Genomic DNA, 19,280 nt, shown 5'->3' with positions numbered 1-19,280 from the left:
GAGCAACACCATGAGCAATCTGCAACCCGATACCCTGATCAAAAACCCGCACGGCTGCCACGTTGTCTCTTCGGTAGAAGTGCCGGCGGACGCCGCGCAAGTCTGGGCGCTGGTCGGCAACTTCGGCGGTTTCGACCGTTTCATTCCGGCGCTGTCGCACATCGAATTGACCGGTGAGGGCGTGTCCTCACTGCGCAAGAAATGCTTCAAGGATGGCAACGTGGTGGTCGAGCAACTCAACTCCCGCGATGAGCACGCGCGGAGCATGACCTGGACAACGATTTACAACACCTTGGGGGTGGCGAATCTGTGGGCGGCGATGAATGTGGAAGCGCTGGGCGCAGGCAAGTCCCGCGCGACGTGGACGATCATTGCCGAGCCGGCCTCGGGCGGCGAAGAGGCACTGCCGGGGTTCAAGGATTTTGTGCAGGGGTTTGCGGATGATGCGATGGGGAATGTGCTGAGGCTGTTTGTTTAAGGCTTCGGCTTTGCGGTGAATGCACCACCGCTTTCGCGAGCAGGCTCGCTCCCACAGGGAAATGCATTCCAAATGTGGGAGCGAGCCTGCTCGCGAAGAACGATAACGCGGTCTGACTTGAGGTCAGATCTTGAAGCTGTCGACCAATTGCTTCAGGCGGTTGGCCTGCTGCGACAACGCATCACAATCCTTCAATGTTTCATTGAGGTTGGCCACGCTCTGCTGGTTCAGCAGGTTGATCTGGTTAACGTCGACGTTGAGAGTTTCCACCACGGCGGTCTGCTCTTCAGTGGCCGCTGCCACCGACTGGTTCATACCGTCGATTTCGCCGATGCGCTGGGTCACGCTGACCAGACGCAAACCGGCCTGGTTGGCCACTTCCACGCTCTGCTCGCTGGAGGCCTGACTGGCATTCATCGTGGTCACCGCTTCACGCGAACCGACCTGCAGGGAAGTGATCATCTTGTGGATCTCTTCCGCCGATTCCTGGGTGCGATGGGCGAGGTTACGCACCTCATCCGCCACCACGGCAAAACCACGTCCGGCTTCACCGGCACGCGCTGCTTCGATCGCGGCGTTGAGCGCCAACAGGTTGGTCTGCTGCGAAATGCCTTTGATCACATCGAGGATGTGGCCGATGTTGTCGGTGCTGGCGTTCAGGGTTTCGATCTGGGTGCACGACAGGCTGATCTTCTGCGACAGTTCAGTCATCGCCAGAATCGTCTGCTCGACCACCTGACGACCGTCATCGGCCTGCTCGCTGGCACCACTGGCATGCTGCGAAGCATCGGCGGCGTTGCGCGCAATTTCCTGCGTAGCGGCACCCAGCTCGTTGATCGCCGCGGCGACGCTGTTGGTGCGTGCACTTTGCTCGTCAGAGCCGACGATCGAGGCATTGGACGAAGCCATCACCCGTTGCGACAGGTCATGCACATGGCGAGTCGCCGAGGAGACTTCGGAAATCGAGGCGTGAATCCGCTCAACGAACTGGTTGAACGCGCTGCCCAATTCACCGAACTCGTCTTTGCTTTCCACAACCAGACGGCGAGTCAGGTCGCCTTCACCCTGAGCAATGTCCTGCATCGCGCGGCCCATGGTGGTCAGCGGACGCATCAACACGTTAATCAACAGGCTCAGCAGCAGCGCAATGGCGGCCACCGCAACGAACATTGCGATCAGTGCCGAAGTACGGAATTGGCTGAGTGCGGCGTAGGCTTTATCACGATCAATCGACAGACCGATGTACCACTGCGCATTCGGCAGATCGCTGACCGGGGTGAACGACAGAATGCGTTCCTGGCCGTTGAGCACCACGTTCTGGTTGCCCTTCTCGATGCGCACGCTGGTGTTCGGGTAGATGTCTTTCAGGTTTTTCATGACCTGATCTTTGTCCGGGCTGACGATCACCTGACCGTCGGCGCTGACCAGGAACGCGTGGCCGAGGCCACCGAAGTCCACCGAGTTGATGATCTTCACCAGGGTTTCCAGGCTCAGGTCACCACCGACCACGCCGAGCAGCTCGCCGTTCTTTTTCACCGGCATGGCGATGGTCACTACCAGGCCACCGACAGCGGCCATGTAGGGCGGCGTCAGCATGGTTTTGTCAGCCACAACGGCTTGCTTGTACCAAGGGCGCTGACGCGGGTCGTAGCCGTCCGGCATCTTCGCGTCAGGGCGCTGGGTGAACACACCGTTGGCCTGACCGACGTAGGTGAACTGGAAATTCGAGGTGAAGGCCGGTTGATCGACCAGACCCGGGAAGTCGGCGTCCTTGCCCTGATGGGCAACGTTCTGCGCGAGGTTTTCCAGCACCAGAATCCGCCCGCTCATCCAGTTCTGCACGCTGCTGGCGGTCAGATCACCGGCCTGCTGTACGGAGGACTGAAGGTTCTGACGAATGGTGTTTCGCTGCAGATAGTCGTTGTAGAGGGTGAACAGCGCGAACGCCAGGACCACGACGCCCGAGGCGGCCAACAGGATTTTATGGCTGAACTTGAGATTCATTTCATGGGACTTCTTATGCCAAAAGTGGGGATGCGTTCCGGATGCAACATTCCATGTACAGCGCAGGCAGCGTTCTTCTGGCCGCTCTACTTTGGTGCACGCATGTCTCACCAGTCTGTCGGCACGTGTCGGAGAAATCTTAGGGCTGAGTGGGAAATGGATGGCATTTCTGCCGGATTCCCGCCGAACGGCGTGCCAGAGCGTTCTGCCCGATGTTTTTCAGTGCTGATGTTCGGGTGACAGTTGCAAATTTCGTAACCCTTGATGACAATGCGAGTAATTATCATTTGTGACGTTCGCGTTCATGTCCTCACCCGAGTTTGCAGTACAGACGCTTTACAGTAGTCATCACGGCTGGCTTAACGCGTGGTTGCGCGCCCGTTTGGGCAACGCGGCGGATGCGGCGGATCTGGCCCAGGATACTTTCGTACGCCTGTTGCAACGCACCGAACGCCTCGAACTCAAAGCACCTCGCGCCTTTCTGCGCACCATCGCGCGTGGTCTGGTGATTGATCATTGGCGTCGCGAGGAAATCGAACGCGCCTATCTGGAAACCATCGCGCATCTACCCGAAGCCGAAACGCCAAGCGCCGAAGCCCGCGCACTGGTGATCGAATTGCTGGAAAGCATCGCGCGGATGCTTGAAGGACTGAAGCCGAAAGTGCGTCAGGCGTTTCTGCTGGCGCAGTGCGAAGGTTTGACCCACAAGCAGATCGCCGAACAGATGGGCCTGTCGTTGCGCTCGGTCGAACGTTACATCGCCGGCGCGCTGTATCACTGCTACGTGCTGCGGTACGAAAACTGATGCCTGTGGATAATCTTTCTCTTGGCCGTCGCACCGAGCCGCAGCAACAGGTGGTCAAACAGGCCATTCACTGGCTGTTGCGCCTGCGCAACAATCATGGCAATCCGCGCCTGAACCGCCAGTGTGAACAGTGGCGCGCCGAACATCATGAGCATGAACTGGCCTGGCAACGGGTGCAGTCGCTGCAAGCCGAATTGAGCAATAACCTACGCGCGGTGCCTGGTGCGCAAGTGGCGTTCAACACTCTGGAAAACAGTGCTCAGGGTTTGGGCCGGCGACAGGCCTTGAAATTGCTGTCTGGCGCTTTGCTGATGGGCTCCGCTGCATGGCTGGCCAAGGACACTGCGGCATGGCAACAGTGGAGCGCCGATTACGCTACGGCGACGGGCGAGCGGCGCGGCTTCCAGTTGCCGGATGGCACGCGGATCGAACTCAACACCGCGAGTGCAGTGGATCTGGATTACACCGCGCAGCGGCGGCTGATCAAACTGACGCGCGGCGAGATCATCGTCACCTGTGGCGGCGCTGATCAGGGGGCGTCGTCTGATCGACCGCTGCGGATACAAAACCGTCACGGCACTTACGAACCTTTCGACGCCCGATTCATCCTGCGTCAGGAACATGATTGCACTCTGCTCAGCGTCACCCATGGTCAGGTTGCGATCCGTTCCGGCAGCACTTCGGTACAGGCACTGGCGGGGCAAAGTTATCTGATCGATCACCATAGGGTTCGCCCGGCGCCGCCGCTGGCTATGGATGCCGGCGCCTGGGTCGACGGCTTGATCGTCACGCGCAACATGCGTCTGGGCGACTTTATGGCTGAAGTCGGGCGTTATCGTCAGGGCTTTCTGAACTGCGCGGCGGAGGTGGCAGATCTGCGCTTGTCCGGGGTATTCCGCCTGGAAGACACCGACAAGCTGTTGGCCATCCTGCCGCAGACGTTGCCAGTGCAATTGCGCTATCGCACGCGCTGGTGGGTGACGCTGGAGCGCGTCGCCTGAAATTATTTTGGCGGGTTTTTGCTGCAGGTCCGGCTTAGTCAGTAAGCACTTCAATTCAAGCGTTTGCGACTTCCTACGGAAACCTACAATGACTGTCCCCGCCACCTGTAAGAACACTCTGAATTTAACTGCCGAATCGGGCCTGCTGCGCCACGCCGTTCGGGCAGCGCTTTTTTCCACGGCGCTGGGCGTTAGTGTGATGCCCGGTTTGAGCATGGCGGATAATCCGGCGGCCAGTGAAGTCAGCCATCGCTACAACATTGCCGCGGGTCCGCTGGGAGAGTCGCTGAATCAGTTTGCCCGTCAGGCCGGCATCACGTTGTCGATGACCCCGCAGCAAACTCAAGGCCGGCAATCGCCAGGCGTTCAGGGCGATTATTCGACCGATCAGGCGCTGAGCCATTTGCTCGGCGGCTCCGGCCTGGAAGCGGTCAGCCAGGACGGCAGCAGTTACATCCTGCGTCCGCTCGCTGAATCCGAAGCACTGGCCCTGCCAACCACCGATATCAAAGGTTTCGCCCTCGGTAACGCATTGGGCAGTATGGACGGCTACAACGCCACTCACAGCCAGATAGCCACCAAGACCAGTACTGCGCTACTGGAAACCTCGCAAAGTGTGTCCGTGGTCACTCGCGAGCAAATGGATGACCAGGGCTCGCAGACTGTCTCACAAACAATGCGCTACACCCCAGGCGTGCTGACCAACCCGTACGGCGCGACTCACCGCTATGACTATGTGGCGATGCGCGGTTTCAACGACGGCTCGGTGGACAACATCTACCTCGACGGCCTCAAGTCGATGGGCGACAGCGGCACTTACAGCACCATGCAGGTCGATCCGTATTTCCTTGAGCGCGTGGACATTCTCAAGGGACCATCGTCGGTGCTGTACGGTCGCAGTTCGCCAGGCGGACTGGTGGCGCTGACCAGCAAAAAACCGCTGTACGAGGCTTACCATCAGGTGCAAGCCACGGTGGGCACTCAGGGCCAGCGCGGGGTCGGCTTTGACTTCAGTGGCCCGGTCGATGACGACAAGCGCATTGCCTATCGTCTGATCGGCTTAACGGATCAGTCCGACACGCAGTTCGACCACAACAAGGAAAAGCGCTTCGCCCTCGCACCGACCCTCAGTATCGATTTCAGTGAAGACACTTCACTGACGCTGCAGGCTTATCTGCAACACGATCCGGATGGCGGTTACCACGGTGGCGTACCGGCGGACGGCACAATTGATCAGCGCAACGGCAACCGCATCTCGCCGCACTTCTTCGAAGGCGAGCCGGGCGTCGATGGCTATTCGCGTGATCAGCAATCGTTCGGTTATCAGTTTGAACATCGCTTCAACGATGTCTTCACCGCAAGGCAGAATTTCCGTTACCTCGATTCCAAAGTAAACATGGATCAGGTCTACGCCTATGGCTGGACCTCGCCGACCAGCAACGAGTTGAACCGCTATTACACTGGCGGTGATGAGCGCCTGCATGCGTTCATCGTCGACAACATGCTCCAGGCCGAATTTTTTACTGGTGCGACCAAACACACGGTGCTGATGGGCGCGGATTATCAGCGGCGTAAAACCGTGGTCGACTGGACCAGTGGCGGACTCGCGCCGATCAACGCGTTCAATCCGGTGTATGGCAACTCGGCGATCGACATGTATGGCGAGACCAGCTACCTGCGGCGCCTGGAGCAGACCGGGGTTTACCTGCAAGACCTGATCGAGATGGACAACTGGCGTTTCTCGCTGGGTCTGCGCCAGGACTGGGTCGAGACGTCGGATGAAAACCGTATCGCTGAAGCCGGACGTCCGGTCGGCACGGAAATCAATGATCGGCGCACCAAACTCACTGGCCGGGCCGGTGCGTTGTACCTGTTCGATAACGGCTTGGCGCCGTACATCAGCTACTCCGAATCGTTTAACCCGAACTCCTATGCCGACAGCGCCGGTAACCCGCTGGCCCCTACCGATGGCACACAATGGGAAGTCGGTTTGAAGTATCAGCCGCCGGGTACTGACAACTTGTTCACCGCGTCGCTGTTCCGCATCGATCAGGAGAACCTGGCGACCAAACTGCCGCAGGAAAACTTCTATCGCGCGGTCGGTGCTGTGCGCTCCCAAGGTCTGGAACTGGAAGCGCACATGCAGTTGACCGACAACCTCAAAGTCCTCGGCAGCTACACCTTCACCGATATCGAATACTCGAAGTCGATGGTCAGTACGTTGAGCACGCCAACCGACGTGATCGAAAACAAAGGCAACTCACCAACGCAGGCGCCGCGGCATATGGCGTCGTTATGGGCGGACTACAAATTCGACAGTGCCGCACTCGATGGCCTGCGCCTGGGCGGCGGTGTGCGGTATGTCGGCTATAGCTGGGCGGATGCGGAGAACACCATGAAGGTGCCCTCCTACACGTTGTTTGATGCCTCGATTGGTTATGACTTGGGCAAGGTCGGTCTGAAGGGCGTCGACGTGCGTCTGAATGCGAACAATCTGACCAACGAATCCTACGTCGCCTCCTGCGCCAGTCTGAACTTCTGCTACATGGGCGAAGAGCGCAACGTGGCGGCGACGGTCAGCTACCAGTTCTAGGCCTTTGTCCTGTGCATAAAAAAGCCAGCCCCTGATGTTTCAGGGGCTGGCTTTGTCGTTTCTGTGGGGAAATTCTCATGCGTGCGTTTTTGGTGTTGTTGCACCGTTATATCGGCTTGGCCACGGCAGTGTTTTTGCTGCTGGCAGGTATTACCGGGAGCATTCTGGCGTTCAATCATGAATTGGATGAATGGTTGAACCCGGAATTTTATGCGGCGTCTGCCGTAGGCGAGCGGCTGCCACCCGGTGATTTGGTTGATGCCGTGCAGGCTGCGCATCCGCAGTTGCAGGTCTGGTACATGGAGTATCCGGATGAGTCGGGGCATACGGCGTTGCTCGCTGCGGTCGCGCGTAATGATCCGGCGACCGGCAAACCATTTGCTGAGCGTAATCAGGTGTTCTATCTGGATCCGGTAAATGCTGAGCAAAAGGGCCAGCGCTACTGGGGTGAGTGCTGTTTTCAGCGGGAGAGTTTTGTCCCGTTCATTTTGGAGTTTCATTACAACCTGACGCTGCCGGGGAACTGGGGATTGTTGTTGATGGGCTTGGTTGCGATTGCCTGGGTGATCGATTGTTTCATTGCGCTTTGGCTGACATTGCCGCGTGGAAAGCCGTTCTGGAAGAAGTGGTCAACTGCCTGGAAAGTGAAGGGCGGCCATGCCTATCGGCTGAATTTCGACCTGCATCGCGCCGGGGGTTTATGGCTATGGTTGTTGCTGCTGCCGATCGCGGTCAGCAGCGTCGCCATGAACTTGCCGAGTCAGGTATTCAAACCAGCGGTTTCGTTGTTTTCGCCGATTGAACCGAGCGTCTATGAGGCACGAGGACGAATGCCTCCCGCAGACCTGGGGGTGACGCGATTGAGTTATCAACAGGCATACGAGAGGGCATTACAGGAGGGGAAAAGGCTAGGGCTGACAGCGGCGATCGGAGAGTTGTATTACAGCTTTGAATACAACTTTTACGGCGCAGGATTTGGACAGCACGACACAGAAGCTCATGGCAAATCCTGGTTGTTCTTTCATGGTACGGACGGGCGCTTGTTAGGCCAGGAGATTGCAGGGCAGGGAACGTTGGGAGAGCAGTTTTATCGGCTGCAATTGCCGATACATGGTGGGCGGATCATTGGCGTTACAGGGCAAGTCATGATCGCGGTGTTAGGTCTGTTGATTGCAGGGTTGTCAGGGACTGGCGTCTACATCTGGTGGCGTAAATGGCAGGCTCGACGTATCAGCAAGGCACGCAAAGCGGTTTGATCGCTGATGTTGCCTGGCCCTGAAATGACAAAACCCCTGTCTGCGTAAGCAGACAGGGGTTTCGGAATTCAATCTTGACGATGACCTACTCTCACATGGGGAAACCCCACACTACCATCGGCGATGCATCGTTTCACTGCTGAGTTCGGGATGGGATCAGGTGGTTCCAACGCTCTATGGTCGTCAAGAAATTCTGTATCTGGCCCGTCAACACGGTAACAAGCCAGCAAAAACGGATGTTTCTACTAAAACAAAACCCCTGACTGCGTTAGCAGACAGGGGTTTTGGAATTTAATCTTGACGATGACCTACTCTCACATGGGGAAACCCCACACTACCATCGGCGATGCATCGTTTCACTGCTGAGTTCGGGATGGGATCAGGTGGTTCCAACGCTCTATGGTCGTCAAGAAATTCGGGTACTGAGTCGTGGCCTTGTGGCCTCGCTTCAGCAAATTGGGTATGTGACAGCTTTCGGTGTTTGTGCTGCTTTTTTAAGTGCAGTCGAACTTTCGGTTCGTTTCGTCTTCACACACCGCAACTTGGCCTTTCGACGCAAATTGCTTGGGTGTTATATGGTCAAGCCTCACGGGCAATTAGTATTGGTTAGCTCAACGCCTCACAGCGCTTACACACCCAACCTATCAACGTCGTAGTCTTCGACGGCCCTTCAGGGAACTCAAGGTTCCAGTGAGATCTCATCTTGAGGCAAGTTTCCCGCTTAGATGCTTTCAGCGGTTATCTTTCCCGAACATAGCTACCCGGCAATGCCACTGGCGTGACAACCGGAACACCAGAGGTTCGTCCACTCCGGTCCTCTCGTACTAGGAGCAGCCCCTCTCAAATCTCAAACGTCCACGGCAGATAGGGACCGAACTGTCTCACGACGTTCTAAACCCAGCTCGCGTACCACTTTAAATGGCGAACAGCCATACCCTTGGGACCGGCTTCAGCCCCAGGATGTGATGAGCCGACATCGAGGTGCCAAACACCGCCGTCGATATGAACTCTTGGGCGGTATCAGCCTGTTATCCCCGGAGTACCTTTTATCCGTTGAGCGATGGCCCTTCCATACAGAACCACCGGATCACTAAGACCTACTTTCGTACCTGCTCGACGTGTCTGTCTCGCAGTCAAGCGCGCTTTTGCCTTTATACTCTACGACCGATTTCCGACCGGTCTGAGCGCACCTTCGTACTCCTCCGTTACTCTTTAGGAGGAGACCGCCCCAGTCAAACTACCCACCATACACTGTCCTCGATCCGGATAACGGACCTGAGTTAGAACCTCAAAGTTGCCAGGGTGGTATTTCAAGGATGGCTCCACGCGAACTGGCGTCCACGCTTCAAAGCCTCCCACCTATCCTACACAAGCAAATTCAAAGTCCAGTGCAAAGCTATAGTAAAGGTTCACGGGGTCTTTCCGTCTAGCCGCGGATACACTGCATCTTCACAGCGATTTCAATTTCACTGAGTCTCGGGTGGAGACAGCGCCGCCATCGTTACGCCATTCGTGCAGGTCGGAACTTACCCGACAAGGAATTTCGCTACCTTAGGACCGTTATAGTTACGGCCGCCGTTTACCGGGGCTTCGATCAAGAGCTTCGCGTTAGCTAACCCCATCAATTAACCTTCCGGCACCGGGCAGGCGTCACACCCTATACGTCCACTTTCGTGTTTGCAGAGTGCTGTGTTTTTAATAAACAGTCGCAGCGGCCTGGTATCTTCGACCGGCATGAGCTTACGGAGCAAGTCCTTCACCCTCACCGGCGCACCTTCTCCCGAAGTTACGGTGCCATTTTGCCTAGTTCCTTCACCCGAGTTCTCTCAAGCGCCTTGGTATTCTCTACCCAACCACCTGTGTCGGTTTGGGGTACGGTTCCTGGTTACCTGAAGCTTAGAAGCTTTTCTTGGAAGCATGGCATCAACCACTTCGTGTTCTAAAAGAACACTCGTCATCAGCTCTCGGCCTTAAGATCCCGGATTTACCTAAGATCTCAGCCTACCACCTTAAACTTGGACAACCAACGCCAAGCTGGCCTAGCCTTCTCCGTCCCTCCATCGCAATAACCAGAAGTACAGGAATATTAACCTGTTTTCCATCGACTACGCTTTTCAGCCTCGCCTTAGGGACCGACTAACCCTGCGTCGATTAACGTTGCGCAGGAAACCTTGGTCTTTCGGCGTGGGTGTTTTTCACACCCATTGTCGTTACTCATGTCAGCATTCGCACTTCTGATACCTCCAGCAAGCTTCTCAACTCACCTTCACAGGCTTACAGAACGCTCCTCTACCGCATCACCCGAAGGTGATACCCGTAGCTTCGGTGTATGGTTTGAGCCCCGTTACATCTTCCGCGCAGGCCGACTCGACTAGTGAGCTATTACGCTTTCTTTAAAGGGTGGCTGCTTCTAAGCCAACCTCCTAGCTGTCTAAGCCTTCCCACATCGTTTCCCACTTAACCATAACTTTGGGACCTTAGCTGACGGTCTGGGTTGTTTCCCTTTTCACGACGGACGTTAGCACCCGCCGTGTGTCTCCCATGCTCGGCACTTGTAGGTATTCGGAGTTTGCATCGGTTTGGTAAGTCGGGATGACCCCCTAGCCGAAACAGTGCTCTACCCCCTACAGTGATACATGAGGCGCTACCTAAATAGCTTTCGAGGAGAACCAGCTATCTCCGAGCTTGATTAGCCTTTCACTCCGATCCACAGGTCATCCGCTAACTTTTCAACGGTAGTCGGTTCGGTCCTCCAGTTAGTGTTACCCAACCTTCAACCTGCCCATGGATAGATCGCCCGGTTTCGGGTCTATTCCCAGCGACTAGACGCCCTATTAAGACTCGCTTTCGCTACGCCTCCCCTATTCGGTTAAGCTCGCCACTGAAAATAAGTCGCTGACCCATTATACAAAAGGTACGCAGTCACAGAACAAAGTCTGCTCCCACTGCTTGTACGCATACGGTTTCAGGATCTATTTCACTCCCCTCTCCGGGGTTCTTTTCGCCTTTCCCTCACGGTACTAGTTCACTATCGGTCAGTCAGTAGTATTTAGCCTTGGAGGATGGTCCCCCCATATTCAGACAAAGTTTCTCGTGCTCCGTCCTACTCGATTTCATGACCAAGAGATTTTCGCGTACAGGGCTATCACCCACTATGGCCGCACTTTCCAGAGCGTTCCGCTAATCTCAAAGCCACTTAAGGGCTAGTCCCCGTTCGCTCGCCACTACTAAGGGAATCTCGGTTGATTTCTTTTCCTCAGGGTACTTAGATGTTTCAGTTCCCCTGGTTCGCCTCTTGCACCTATGTATTCAGTACAAGATAACCATCTTATGATGGCTGGGTTCCCCCATTCAGACATCTCCGGATCAAAGTCTGTTTGCCGACTCCCCGAAGCTTTTCGCAGGCTACCACGTCTTTCATCGCCTCTGACTGCCAAGGCATCCACCGTATGCGCTTCTTCACTTGACCATATAACCCCAAGCAATCTGGTTATACTGTGAAGACGACATTCGCCGAAAATTCGAATTTCTCAACTAAGAGAACTCACAAATTTTACCTTAGCCTGATCCGTTACCAGTGAAAGTAACGTTCAGTCTATCTTTCTATCACATACCCAAATTTTTAAAGAACGATCTAATCAAAAGACTAGAAATCAATATTCTCAATGGAATACTCATTTCTAAGCTTTCAGAAGCAGTTATATGGTGGAGCCAAACGGGATCGAACCGTTGACCTCCTGCGTGCAAGGCAGGCGCTCTCCCAGCTGAGCTATGGCCCCATAACAAAATTGGTGGGTCTGGGCAGATTCGAACTGCCGACCTCACCCTTATCAGGGGTGCGCTCTAACCAACTGAGCTACAGACCCAATTTCGAGCGCGTAACTGTTAGCTTGGAGCTATCAGCTTGGAGCTTAAAGCTGCTTCTATCGTCTTCTTCAATGAATCAAGCAATTCGTGTGGGAACTTATGGAGCAGCTGATGTCGTCGATTAAGGAGGTGATCCAGCCGCAGGTTCCCCTACGGCTACCTTGTTACGACTTCACCCCAGTCATGAATCACACCGTGGTAACCGTCCTCCCGAAGGTTAGACTAGCTACTTCTGGTGCAACCCACTCCCATGGTGTGACGGGCGGTGTGTACAAGGCCCGGGAACGTATTCACCGTGACATTCTGATTCACGATTACTAGCGATTCCGACTTCACGCAGTCGAGTTGCAGACTGCGATCCGGACTACGATCGGTTTTATGGGATTAGCTCCACCTCGCGGCTTGGCAACCCTTTGTACCGACCATTGTAGCACGTGTGTAGCCCAGGCCGTAAGGGCCATGATGACTTGACGTCATCCCCACCTTCCTCCGGTTTGTCACCGGCAGTCTCCTTAGAGTGCCCACCATAACGTGCTGGTAACTAAGGACAAGGGTTGCGCTCGTTACGGGACTTAACCCAACATCTCACGACACGAGCTGACGACAGCCATGCAGCACCTGTCTCAATGTTCCCGAAGGCACCAATCCATCTCTGGAAAGTTCATTGGATGTCAAGGCCTGGTAAGGTTCTTCGCGTTGCTTCGAATTAAACCACATGCTCCACCGCTTGTGCGGGCCCCCGTCAATTCATTTGAGTTTTAACCTTGCGGCCGTACTCCCCAGGCGGTCAACTTAATGCGTTAGCTGCGCCACTAAGAGCTCAAGGCTCCCAACGGCTAGTTGACATCGTTTACGGCGTGGACTACCAGGGTATCTAATCCTGTTTGCTCCCCACGCTTTCGCACCTCAGTGTCAGTATCAGTCCAGGTGGTCGCCTTCGCCACTGGTGTTCCTTCCTATATCTACGCATTTCACCGCTACACAGGAAATTCCACCACCCTCTACCATACTCTAGCTCGACAGTTTTGAATGCAGTTCCCAGGTTGAGCCCGGGGATTTCACATCCAACTTAACGAACCACCTACGCGCGCTTTACGCCCAGTAATTCCGATTAACGCTTGCACCCTCTGTATTACCGCGGCTGCTGGCACAGAGTTAGCCGGTGCTTATTCTGTCGGTAACGTCAAAATTGCAGAGTATTAATCTACAACCCTTCCTCCCAACTTAAAGTGCTTTACAATCCGAAGACCTTCTTCACACACGCGGCATGGCTGGATCAGGCTTTCGCCCATTGTCCAATATTCCCCACTGCTGCCTCCCGTAGGAGTCTGGACCGTGTCTCAGTTCCAGTGTGACTGATCATCCTCTCAGACCAGTTACGGATCGTCGCCTTGGTGAGCCATTACCTCACCAACTAGCTAATCCGATCTAGGCTCATCTGATAGCGCAAGGCCCGAAGGTCCCCTGCTTTCTCCCGTAGGACGTATGCGGTATTAGCGTTCCTTTCGAAACGTTGTCCCCCACTACCAGGCAGATTCCTAGGCATTACTCACCCGTCCGCCGCTGAATCCAGGAGCAAGCTCCTCTCATCCGCTCGACTTGCATGTGTTAGGCCTGCCGCCAGCGTTCAATCTGAGCCATGATCAAACTCTTCAGTTCAAACATCTTTGGGTTTTTAAGAAACCCTAAACTTGGCTCAGCAATCGTTGGTTACATCTTTGATTTCTCGCGGAGTAACTTGTGATGCTGATAATCTTGTTGACTATCAGTCTCACCCCACAAGCACCCACACGAATTGCTTGATTCAGTTGTTAAAGAGCGGTTGGTTAAGATCTTTCGTCTCAACCGAGGCGCGCATTCTACAGCAGCCTCATTTGCTGTCAAGTGATTATTTTCAGAAGTTTTCGAAGAATTCTTCAACAACTTCAACCACTTGCGCTTCCGATCTCTCGTCAGCGGGAGGCGAATTCTACAGCGTTACACGCTGCTGTCAACACCTCTTTTTCAACTTCCTTCTGGCTTCGATGAACTGAAGCAACCTGCTGCCGAAACCTACATAACTCATTGAATCTCAAGGAGTTTTCCGTTTCGACTGCGCCGGAAGTGGGGCGAATTATAGACATCTCAAATCTGCCGTCAACCGTTAATTTCGCTTTTCTTTCAATCACTTGCAGATTGGTTAAAAAACAACCAAGAATTCCACTATATAGCGATCCCTCCTATATAGAAGGGATCGTCAGAGAACCCCAGCCGCCTTCAACTCAGCCACCGCTCCCGCGCCTAAGCCCAGCACACTCTGCAAAACCTCCAGCGTATGCTCACCCAATAAAGGAGGCGCCCGGCGATATTCAACCGGTGTCTGCGACAGGCGAATCGGGCTAGCCACTTGGGGCACCATCCCAGCCAACGCATGCGGCAGCTCTATCGCCAGGCCGCGCGCTTTTACCTGCGGATCCTCAAACACCTGCGACAGATCGTTGATCGGCCCACAAGGGACACCCGCTTGCTCCAGTTCAGCGACCCATTCGCCAGTTGTCTTGAACACCGTCGCCTGACGAATCAGCGGAATCAACACCGCCCGATTGGCCACCCGCAGCTTATTAGTAGTAAAGCGCGGATCGTCCGCCCACTGCGGCTGCCCTGCCACCTCAGCAAACTTGCGGAACTGCCCGTCATTACCCACAGTAAGAATGAAATCCCCATCGGCCGTAGGAAAGTCCTGATAAGGCACGATGTTCGGATGCGCATTACCCAGACGCTTAGGCGCATTACCCGTGGTCAGATAATTCATCGCTTGGTTAGCAAGACACGCAACCTGCACATCCAGCAAAGCCATATCGATGTGCTGACCACCACCGTCGTGATCGCGATGAGCCAGAGCTGCGAGAATCGCCACCGTCGAATACAGACCAGTGAGAATATCCGTCAACGCCACACCCACCTTCACCGGCCCGGCACCTTCATCACCCTCGGGACGACCGGTCAGGCTCATCAGCCCGCCCAGCCCCTGAATCATGAAGTCATAGCCGGCACGCTTGGCATACGGCCCGGTCTGACCGAAACCGGTAATCGAGCAATAGATCAGATTCGGATTGATCGCCTTCAACGATTCATAGTCCAGCCCATAAGCCGCCAGACCGCCGACCTTGAAATTCTCTATAAGGATGTCCGACTTCGCCGCCAGCTCCCGCACCAGCCCCTGCCCTTCAGGACGCGTGAAGTCGATGGTCACCGATTGTTTATTGCGGTTGGCCGACAGGTAATAGGCCGCTTCTGACGTATTCTCGCCATAAGCGTCTTTAAGGAAGGGCGGCCCCCAGGCGCGAGTGTCGTCACCATTGCCCGGGCGCTCGACCTTGATCACCTCAGCGCCAAGGTCGGCGAGGATCTGCCCGGCCCACGGCCCGGCCAACACGCGCGATAAATCCAGTACCCGCAGATGCGACAGCGCGCCCATGGTCGCTCTCCTATTAATAGAACGCCTGCAGACCGGTTTGCGCACGGCCAAGGATCAGCGCGTGGACGTCGTGGGTACCTTCATAGGTATTCACCACTTCCAGGTTGACCAGATGACGGGCCACGCCGAATTCATCGGAGATACCGTTACCACCGAGCATGTCGCGAGCCATACGGGCGATGTCCAGCGACTTGCCGCAGGAGTTGCGCTTCATGATCGAAGTAATCTCGACCGCCGCAGTACCTTCGTCCTTCATACGGCCCAGACGCAGGCAGCCCTGAAGGGCCAACGTGATCTCGGTCTGCATGTCAGCCAGCTTCTTCTGGATCAGCTGAGTGGCTGCCAATGGACGACCGAACTGCTGGCGATCCAGCGTGTACTGACGCGCGGTGTGCCAGCAGAACTCGGCAGCACCCAGTGCGCCCCAGGAGATGCCGTAACGTGCGGAGTTAAGGCAGGTGAACGGGCCTTTCAAGCCACGCACGTCCGGGAAGATGTTCTCTTCCGGCACGAACACGTTGTCCATGACGATCTCACCAGTGATCGACGCACGCAGGCCGACCTTGCCGTGAATCGCCGGAGCGCTCAGGCCTTTCCAGCCTTTTTCCAGGACGAAACCACGGATATCGCCAGCATCGTCTTTGGCCCAAACCACGAACACATCGGCGATCGGGCTGTTGGTAATCCACATCTTCGCGCCGGTCAGGCTATAGCCGCCGTCTACTTTGCGCGCCCGGGTGATCATCGCGCCCGGGTCAGAACCGTGGTTTGGCTCGGTCAGGCCGAAGCAACCGATCCACTCGCCGGAAGCCAGCTTCGGCAAGTACTTCTGTTTCTGCGCTTCAGTGCCGAATTCGTTGATCGGCACCATTACCAGCGACGACTGCACGCTCATCATCGAGCGGTAGCCAGAGTCGACACGCTCCACTTCGCGAGCAATCAGCCCGTAGCTGACATAGTTGAGGCCGCTGCCACCGTACTGCTCGGGGATGGTCGCGCCCAGCAGGCCGACTTCGCCCATTTCGCGGAAGATCGCCGGGTCAGTCTTCTCATGACGGAAAGCTTCGAGAACACGCGGTGCGAGGCTCTGTTGAGCGAACTGCTCGGCGGTGTCGCGGATCATGCGCTCTTCTTCGGTGAGCTGTTGATCCAGCAGCAGGGGATCGATCCAGTTGAAGCTAGCTTTACCGCCCATGAGTGTGTCCTCGCAAATCGGGTGAATTAACGTGGCATTGATCCTAGGCGCGGTTCGCCGTCGCGGCAAACGAGGATTTCGCATTCTGTTGTGCTAATTTCTCACTCCGAAACGTCGCGAAATGCCTTTTATGCGGCGCATTAGTGAGGTTGACGTACATGCGCAGGAAGATTCCCAGCACCACGGCCCTGATCAGTTTCGAAGCCGCAGCACGGCACGAGAGCTTTACCCGAGCCGCTGAAGAACTTTCCCTCACCCAAGGCGCCATTTGCCGACAGATCGCCAGCCTTGAGGAGTTCCTCAGCGTGGAACTGTTCCGACGCTCGCGACGCGGGGTGAAACTGACCGAGGCAGGACTTTCCTACAGTCGCCGGGTCGCCACGCAACTCGATGCGGTTGAGCGCGACACCCTCTCAGTGATGGGCCAGCAAGGCACCAACGTGATCGAATTGGCGGTAGTGCCAACCTTCGGCACCCAATGGCTTCTGCCGCGCCTTAAGGATTTCCAGCTCAAGCACCCGGAAGTCACGGTCAACCTGACCAACCGCACCCGACCTTTCCTGTTTGCCGATACCGAATTCGATGCCGCGATCTACTTCGGCGATGCCGACTGGTCCGGTACCGAATCCCACAGACTGATGGGCGAGAATCCGATGCCTGTGTGCAGCCCTGCCCTACTCGGTGACAAGACGCATCTGACAGCCGAGGCAATCGCCGAGCTACCGTTATTGCAGCAGACCACCCGCCCCTATGCCTGGCGTCAGTGGTTCAACTCACAACACCTGAATATCCCCCGCGACATGACAGGTCCGCGCTACGAGCTATTCTCCATGCTCGCTCAGGCCGCCATGCACGACATGGGCATTGCGCTGATTCCGCCGTTCCTGATCCAGCGTGAACTGGCCGAGAGGCGCTTGGTGATTGCCAACCCGCAGGCACTCTCTAGCATCAAGGCCTATTACCTGATGATTCCTGAGCGAAAGGTCGAGTCAGCGTCATTAAAGGCATTTCGTGACTGGCTGGTAACTCAGGCACAGAGCTACAGCCTAGAAGGATAAAGGCTTGCAGCGATAACTAACCCCGTAGTCAGGAAAATAAAAGCCCTACAGATATAAGTATTTGTCGCAATTTAACCGACTGTATCCGAAAGTCGTACAGACGTCCCACAAGCGCCTGACGACGTGGCTTTGAGCCTTCATCGGCGACTCATTACTGCCTATTCACGCCACCGATGAGAAATTTTTCAATATTCAGCCAGAATCCTTGCAAGGCACGGCCTGCAAGGGATTCAGCTAGCCATCTGCGACATTCGGTCACGGCATGACTTGTAGTTAATTTTCCGTCACCCGTCATAATCCCTTGAAGGGCATAAAGTTCGCCTGCAAAATGCCGCGCCCCGCCCTGATTTGGCGGGATCGTGCTGATCGGCCGCCCCAGTCGCACCATCCGTAGTGCATGGGTTTACTCAATAAGATCACGCAGGAGATTTGACGTGCACATTGGTGTTCCTCTCGAAACCCAGACCGGTGAAACACGGGTTGCTGCAACCCCGGAAACCATTAAAAAGCTGATCAGCCAAGGTCATAAGGTCACTGTGCAAACCGGCGCCGGCGTTAAAGCCAGTGTTGTCGACAGTGCCTATGAAGCGGCAGGCGCAACCATTGGCAGTGCCAATGACGCGTTTGGCGCCGAGCTGATTCTCAAAGTGGTCGCCCCAAGCGATGCCGAGCTGACGCTGATCAAGCGCGGCACGGTGCTAGTGGGCATGCTCAACCCGTTCAACAACGAAACCATTGCGAAGATGGCCGAGTGCGGGATTACCGCGTTCGCCCTCGAAGCGGCGCCGCGCACCTCGCGCGCGCAGAGTCTCGATGTGTTGTCGTCGCAGGCGAACATTGCCGGCTATAAGGCTGTGTTGCTGGCCGCTCATCACTATCCACGCTTCATGCCGATGCTGATGACCGCCGCGGGTACCGTGAAAGCGGCGCGTGTGCTGATTCTCGGCGCCGGTGTGGCCGGGTTGCAGGCGATCGCCACGGCGAAACGTCTGGGTGCGGTGATCGAAGCGTCAGACGTGCGTCCGGCGGTAAAAGAGCAGATCGAATCCCTCGGTGCGAAGTTCGTCGACGTGCCTTACGAGACCGATGAAGAGCGCGAATGCGCCGTCGGTGTCGGCGGTTACGCCCGGCCAATGCCGGCGAGCTGGATGCAGCGTCAGGCGCAGGCTGTGCACGAGCGCGCCAAGCAGGCTGATATCGTCATCACCACCGCACTGATTCCGGGCCGCAAGGCGCCGACGCTGTTGAGCGCGGAAACCGTGGCGCAGATGAAACCGGGTTCGGTGGTCATCGATCTCGCGGCGGCTCAGGGCGGCAACTGCCCGTTGACCGTGGCCGATCAGGTCGTGGTCGAAAATGGCGTGACCATTTGCGGCCCAACCAATCTGGCCGGTGAAGTCGCTGCAGACGCCTCGGCACTGTACGCGCGCAACCTGCTGGACTTCCTCAAGCTGGTCTTCACCAAAGAAGGCCAGTTCGACGTCAACCTCGAAGACGACATCGTCGCCGCGTGCCTGATGTGCCGCGACGGCCAAGTCATCCGCAAAAACGCCTAAGCAGGGATTC

At 56.0% G+C, this 19,280-nt stretch carries 10 protein-coding genes, 2 tRNA genes and 4 rRNA genes; 7 read left to right on the top strand and 9 right to left on the bottom strand.

The features are described 5' to 3' along the window. Window positions 1-10 precede the first annotated feature (10 nt). Window positions 11-478 carry an SRPBCC family protein gene (locus tag CCX46_RS00690; RefSeq protein WP_127925356.1) on the top strand — a complete coding sequence of 156 codons (468 nt, stop codon included), beginning with the start codon at window positions 11-13 and terminating at the stop codon, window positions 476-478. Between the two features lie 123 nt (window positions 479-601). On the opposite strand, the gene CCX46_RS00685 is transcribed toward CCX46_RS00690, so the two are convergent. After that, a complete protein-coding gene (locus tag CCX46_RS00685; RefSeq protein ID WP_122597676.1) occupies window positions 602-2,482 on the bottom strand; it encodes a methyl-accepting chemotaxis protein in 1,881 nt (626 codons plus the stop codon). Window positions 2,483-2,786: 304 nt separating this feature from the next. Here CCX46_RS00685 and CCX46_RS00680 point away from each other — a divergent pair, with 304 nt between their 5' ends. The 4 genes from CCX46_RS00680 to CCX46_RS00665 all read left to right on the top strand — a co-directional run bounded on the left by CCX46_RS00680 (window position 2,787) and on the right by CCX46_RS00665 (window position 8,137). After that, on the top strand, window positions 2,787-3,287 hold the full coding sequence (locus CCX46_RS00680; protein WP_127925355.1) for a sigma-70 family RNA polymerase sigma factor: 501 nt from the start codon (window positions 2,787-2,789) through the stop codon (window positions 3,285-3,287). Further along, window positions 3,287-4,288: a FecR domain-containing protein gene (locus tag CCX46_RS00675; protein ID WP_127925354.1), complete on the top strand. Its 1,002-nt coding sequence runs from the start codon at window positions 3,287-3,289 to the stop codon at window positions 4,286-4,288. Before CCX46_RS00680 ends, CCX46_RS00675 begins: the two co-directional genes overlap by 1 nt. A gap of 88 nt (window positions 4,289-4,376) precedes the next feature. After that, the gene (locus CCX46_RS00670) at window positions 4,377-6,881 is read left to right on the top strand and encodes a TonB-dependent siderophore receptor (protein ID WP_127925353.1); all 2,505 of its coding nucleotides are present in this window, start codon (window positions 4,377-4,379) and stop codon (window positions 6,879-6,881) included. Between the two features lie 77 nt (window positions 6,882-6,958). Then, window positions 6,959-8,137: a PepSY-associated TM helix domain-containing protein gene (locus CCX46_RS00665; RefSeq protein ID WP_127925352.1), complete on the top strand. Its 1,179-nt coding sequence runs from the start codon at window positions 6,959-6,961 to the stop codon at window positions 8,135-8,137. A 72-nt stretch (window positions 8,138-8,209) separates the two neighbouring features. On the opposite strand, the gene rrf (CCX46_RS00660) is transcribed toward CCX46_RS00665, so the two are convergent. The 8 genes from rrf (CCX46_RS00660) to CCX46_RS00620 form a co-directional block, all read right to left on the bottom strand. Then, window positions 8,210-8,325: ribosomal RNA gene (gene rrf / locus CCX46_RS00660) — 5S ribosomal RNA — on the bottom strand. A 107-nt stretch (window positions 8,326-8,432) separates the two neighbouring features. Continuing rightward, a 5S ribosomal RNA gene (gene rrf, locus CCX46_RS00655) occupies window positions 8,433-8,548 on the bottom strand. 164 nt (window positions 8,549-8,712) lie between these two features. Continuing rightward, window positions 8,713-11,606, bottom strand: a 23S ribosomal RNA gene (locus CCX46_RS00650). Between the two features lie 234 nt (window positions 11,607-11,840). Beyond that, window positions 11,841-11,916: transfer RNA gene (locus CCX46_RS00645), tRNA-Ala, on the bottom strand. 10 nt (window positions 11,917-11,926) lie between these two features. Continuing rightward, a tRNA-Ile gene (locus CCX46_RS00640) sits at window positions 11,927-12,003 on the bottom strand. A 123-nt stretch (window positions 12,004-12,126) separates the two neighbouring features. After that, window positions 12,127-13,663 (bottom strand): 16S ribosomal RNA (locus CCX46_RS00635). The 16S, 23S and 5S rRNA genes sit together here with 2 tRNA genes alongside, the layout of an rRNA operon. 577 nt (window positions 13,664-14,240) lie before the next feature. Beyond that, the gene (locus tag CCX46_RS00625; protein WP_127925351.1) at window positions 14,241-15,461 is read right to left on the bottom strand and encodes a CaiB/BaiF CoA transferase family protein; all 1,221 of its coding nucleotides are present in this window, start codon (window positions 15,459-15,461) and stop codon (window positions 14,241-14,243) included. Window positions 15,462-15,474: 13 nt separating this feature from the next. Then, entirely contained in the window at window positions 15,475-16,656 is a 1,182-nt protein-coding gene (locus tag CCX46_RS00620) for an acyl-CoA dehydrogenase (protein ID WP_007953903.1), read from the bottom strand. Window positions 16,657-16,814: 158 nt separating this feature from the next. Here CCX46_RS00620 and CCX46_RS00615 point away from each other — a divergent pair, with 158 nt between their 5' ends. Both CCX46_RS00615 and CCX46_RS00610 read left to right on the top strand, forming a co-directional pair. Next, window positions 16,815-17,714, top strand: a complete 900-nt coding sequence (locus tag CCX46_RS00615) for a LysR family transcriptional regulator (RefSeq protein ID WP_127925350.1) — start codon at window positions 16,815-16,817, stop codon at window positions 17,712-17,714. Window positions 17,715-18,148: 434 nt separating this feature from the next. Then, window positions 18,149-19,270, top strand: a complete 1,122-nt coding sequence (locus tag CCX46_RS00610; RefSeq protein WP_007911649.1) for a Re/Si-specific NAD(P)(+) transhydrogenase subunit alpha — start codon at window positions 18,149-18,151, stop codon at window positions 19,268-19,270. Window positions 19,271-19,280: the final 10 nt, after the last annotated feature.

Origin of the sequence: Pseudomonas sp. RU47 (genome assembly GCF_004011755.1) — a bacterium.
Classification (GTDB): domain Bacteria; phylum Pseudomonadota; class Gammaproteobacteria; order Pseudomonadales; family Pseudomonadaceae; genus Aquipseudomonas.
Note: the sequence above shows the minus strand (reverse complement) of the source record. Positions and strands in the feature narration are given on the sequence as shown.

Excerpts from the sequence above, each read along its gene's own strand:
- CCX46_RS00690 (WP_127925356.1), top strand. The coding sequence starts at position 11 with ATGAGCAATCTGCAACCCGATACCCTGATCAAAAACCCGCACGGCTGC.
- CCX46_RS00685 (WP_122597676.1), bottom strand. The coding sequence starts at position 2,482 with ATGAATCTCAAGTTCAGCCATAAAATCCTGTTGGCCGCCTCGGGCGTC.
- CCX46_RS00680 (WP_127925355.1), top strand. The coding sequence starts at position 2,787 with ATGTCCTCACCCGAGTTTGCAGTACAGACGCTTTACAGTAGTCATCAC.
- CCX46_RS00675 (WP_127925354.1), top strand. The coding sequence starts at position 3,287 with ATGCCTGTGGATAATCTTTCTCTTGGCCGTCGCACCGAGCCGCAGCAA.
- CCX46_RS00670 (WP_127925353.1), top strand. The coding sequence starts at position 4,377 with ATGACTGTCCCCGCCACCTGTAAGAACACTCTGAATTTAACTGCCGAA.
- CCX46_RS00665 (WP_127925352.1), top strand. The coding sequence starts at position 6,959 with ATGCGTGCGTTTTTGGTGTTGTTGCACCGTTATATCGGCTTGGCCACG.
- CCX46_RS00625 (WP_127925351.1), bottom strand. The coding sequence starts at position 15,461 with ATGGGCGCGCTGTCGCATCTGCGGGTACTGGATTTATCGCGCGTGTTG.
- CCX46_RS00620 (WP_007953903.1), bottom strand. The coding sequence starts at position 16,656 with ATGGGCGGTAAAGCTAGCTTCAACTGGATCGATCCCCTGCTGCTGGAT.
- CCX46_RS00615 (WP_127925350.1), top strand. The coding sequence starts at position 16,815 with ATGCGCAGGAAGATTCCCAGCACCACGGCCCTGATCAGTTTCGAAGCC.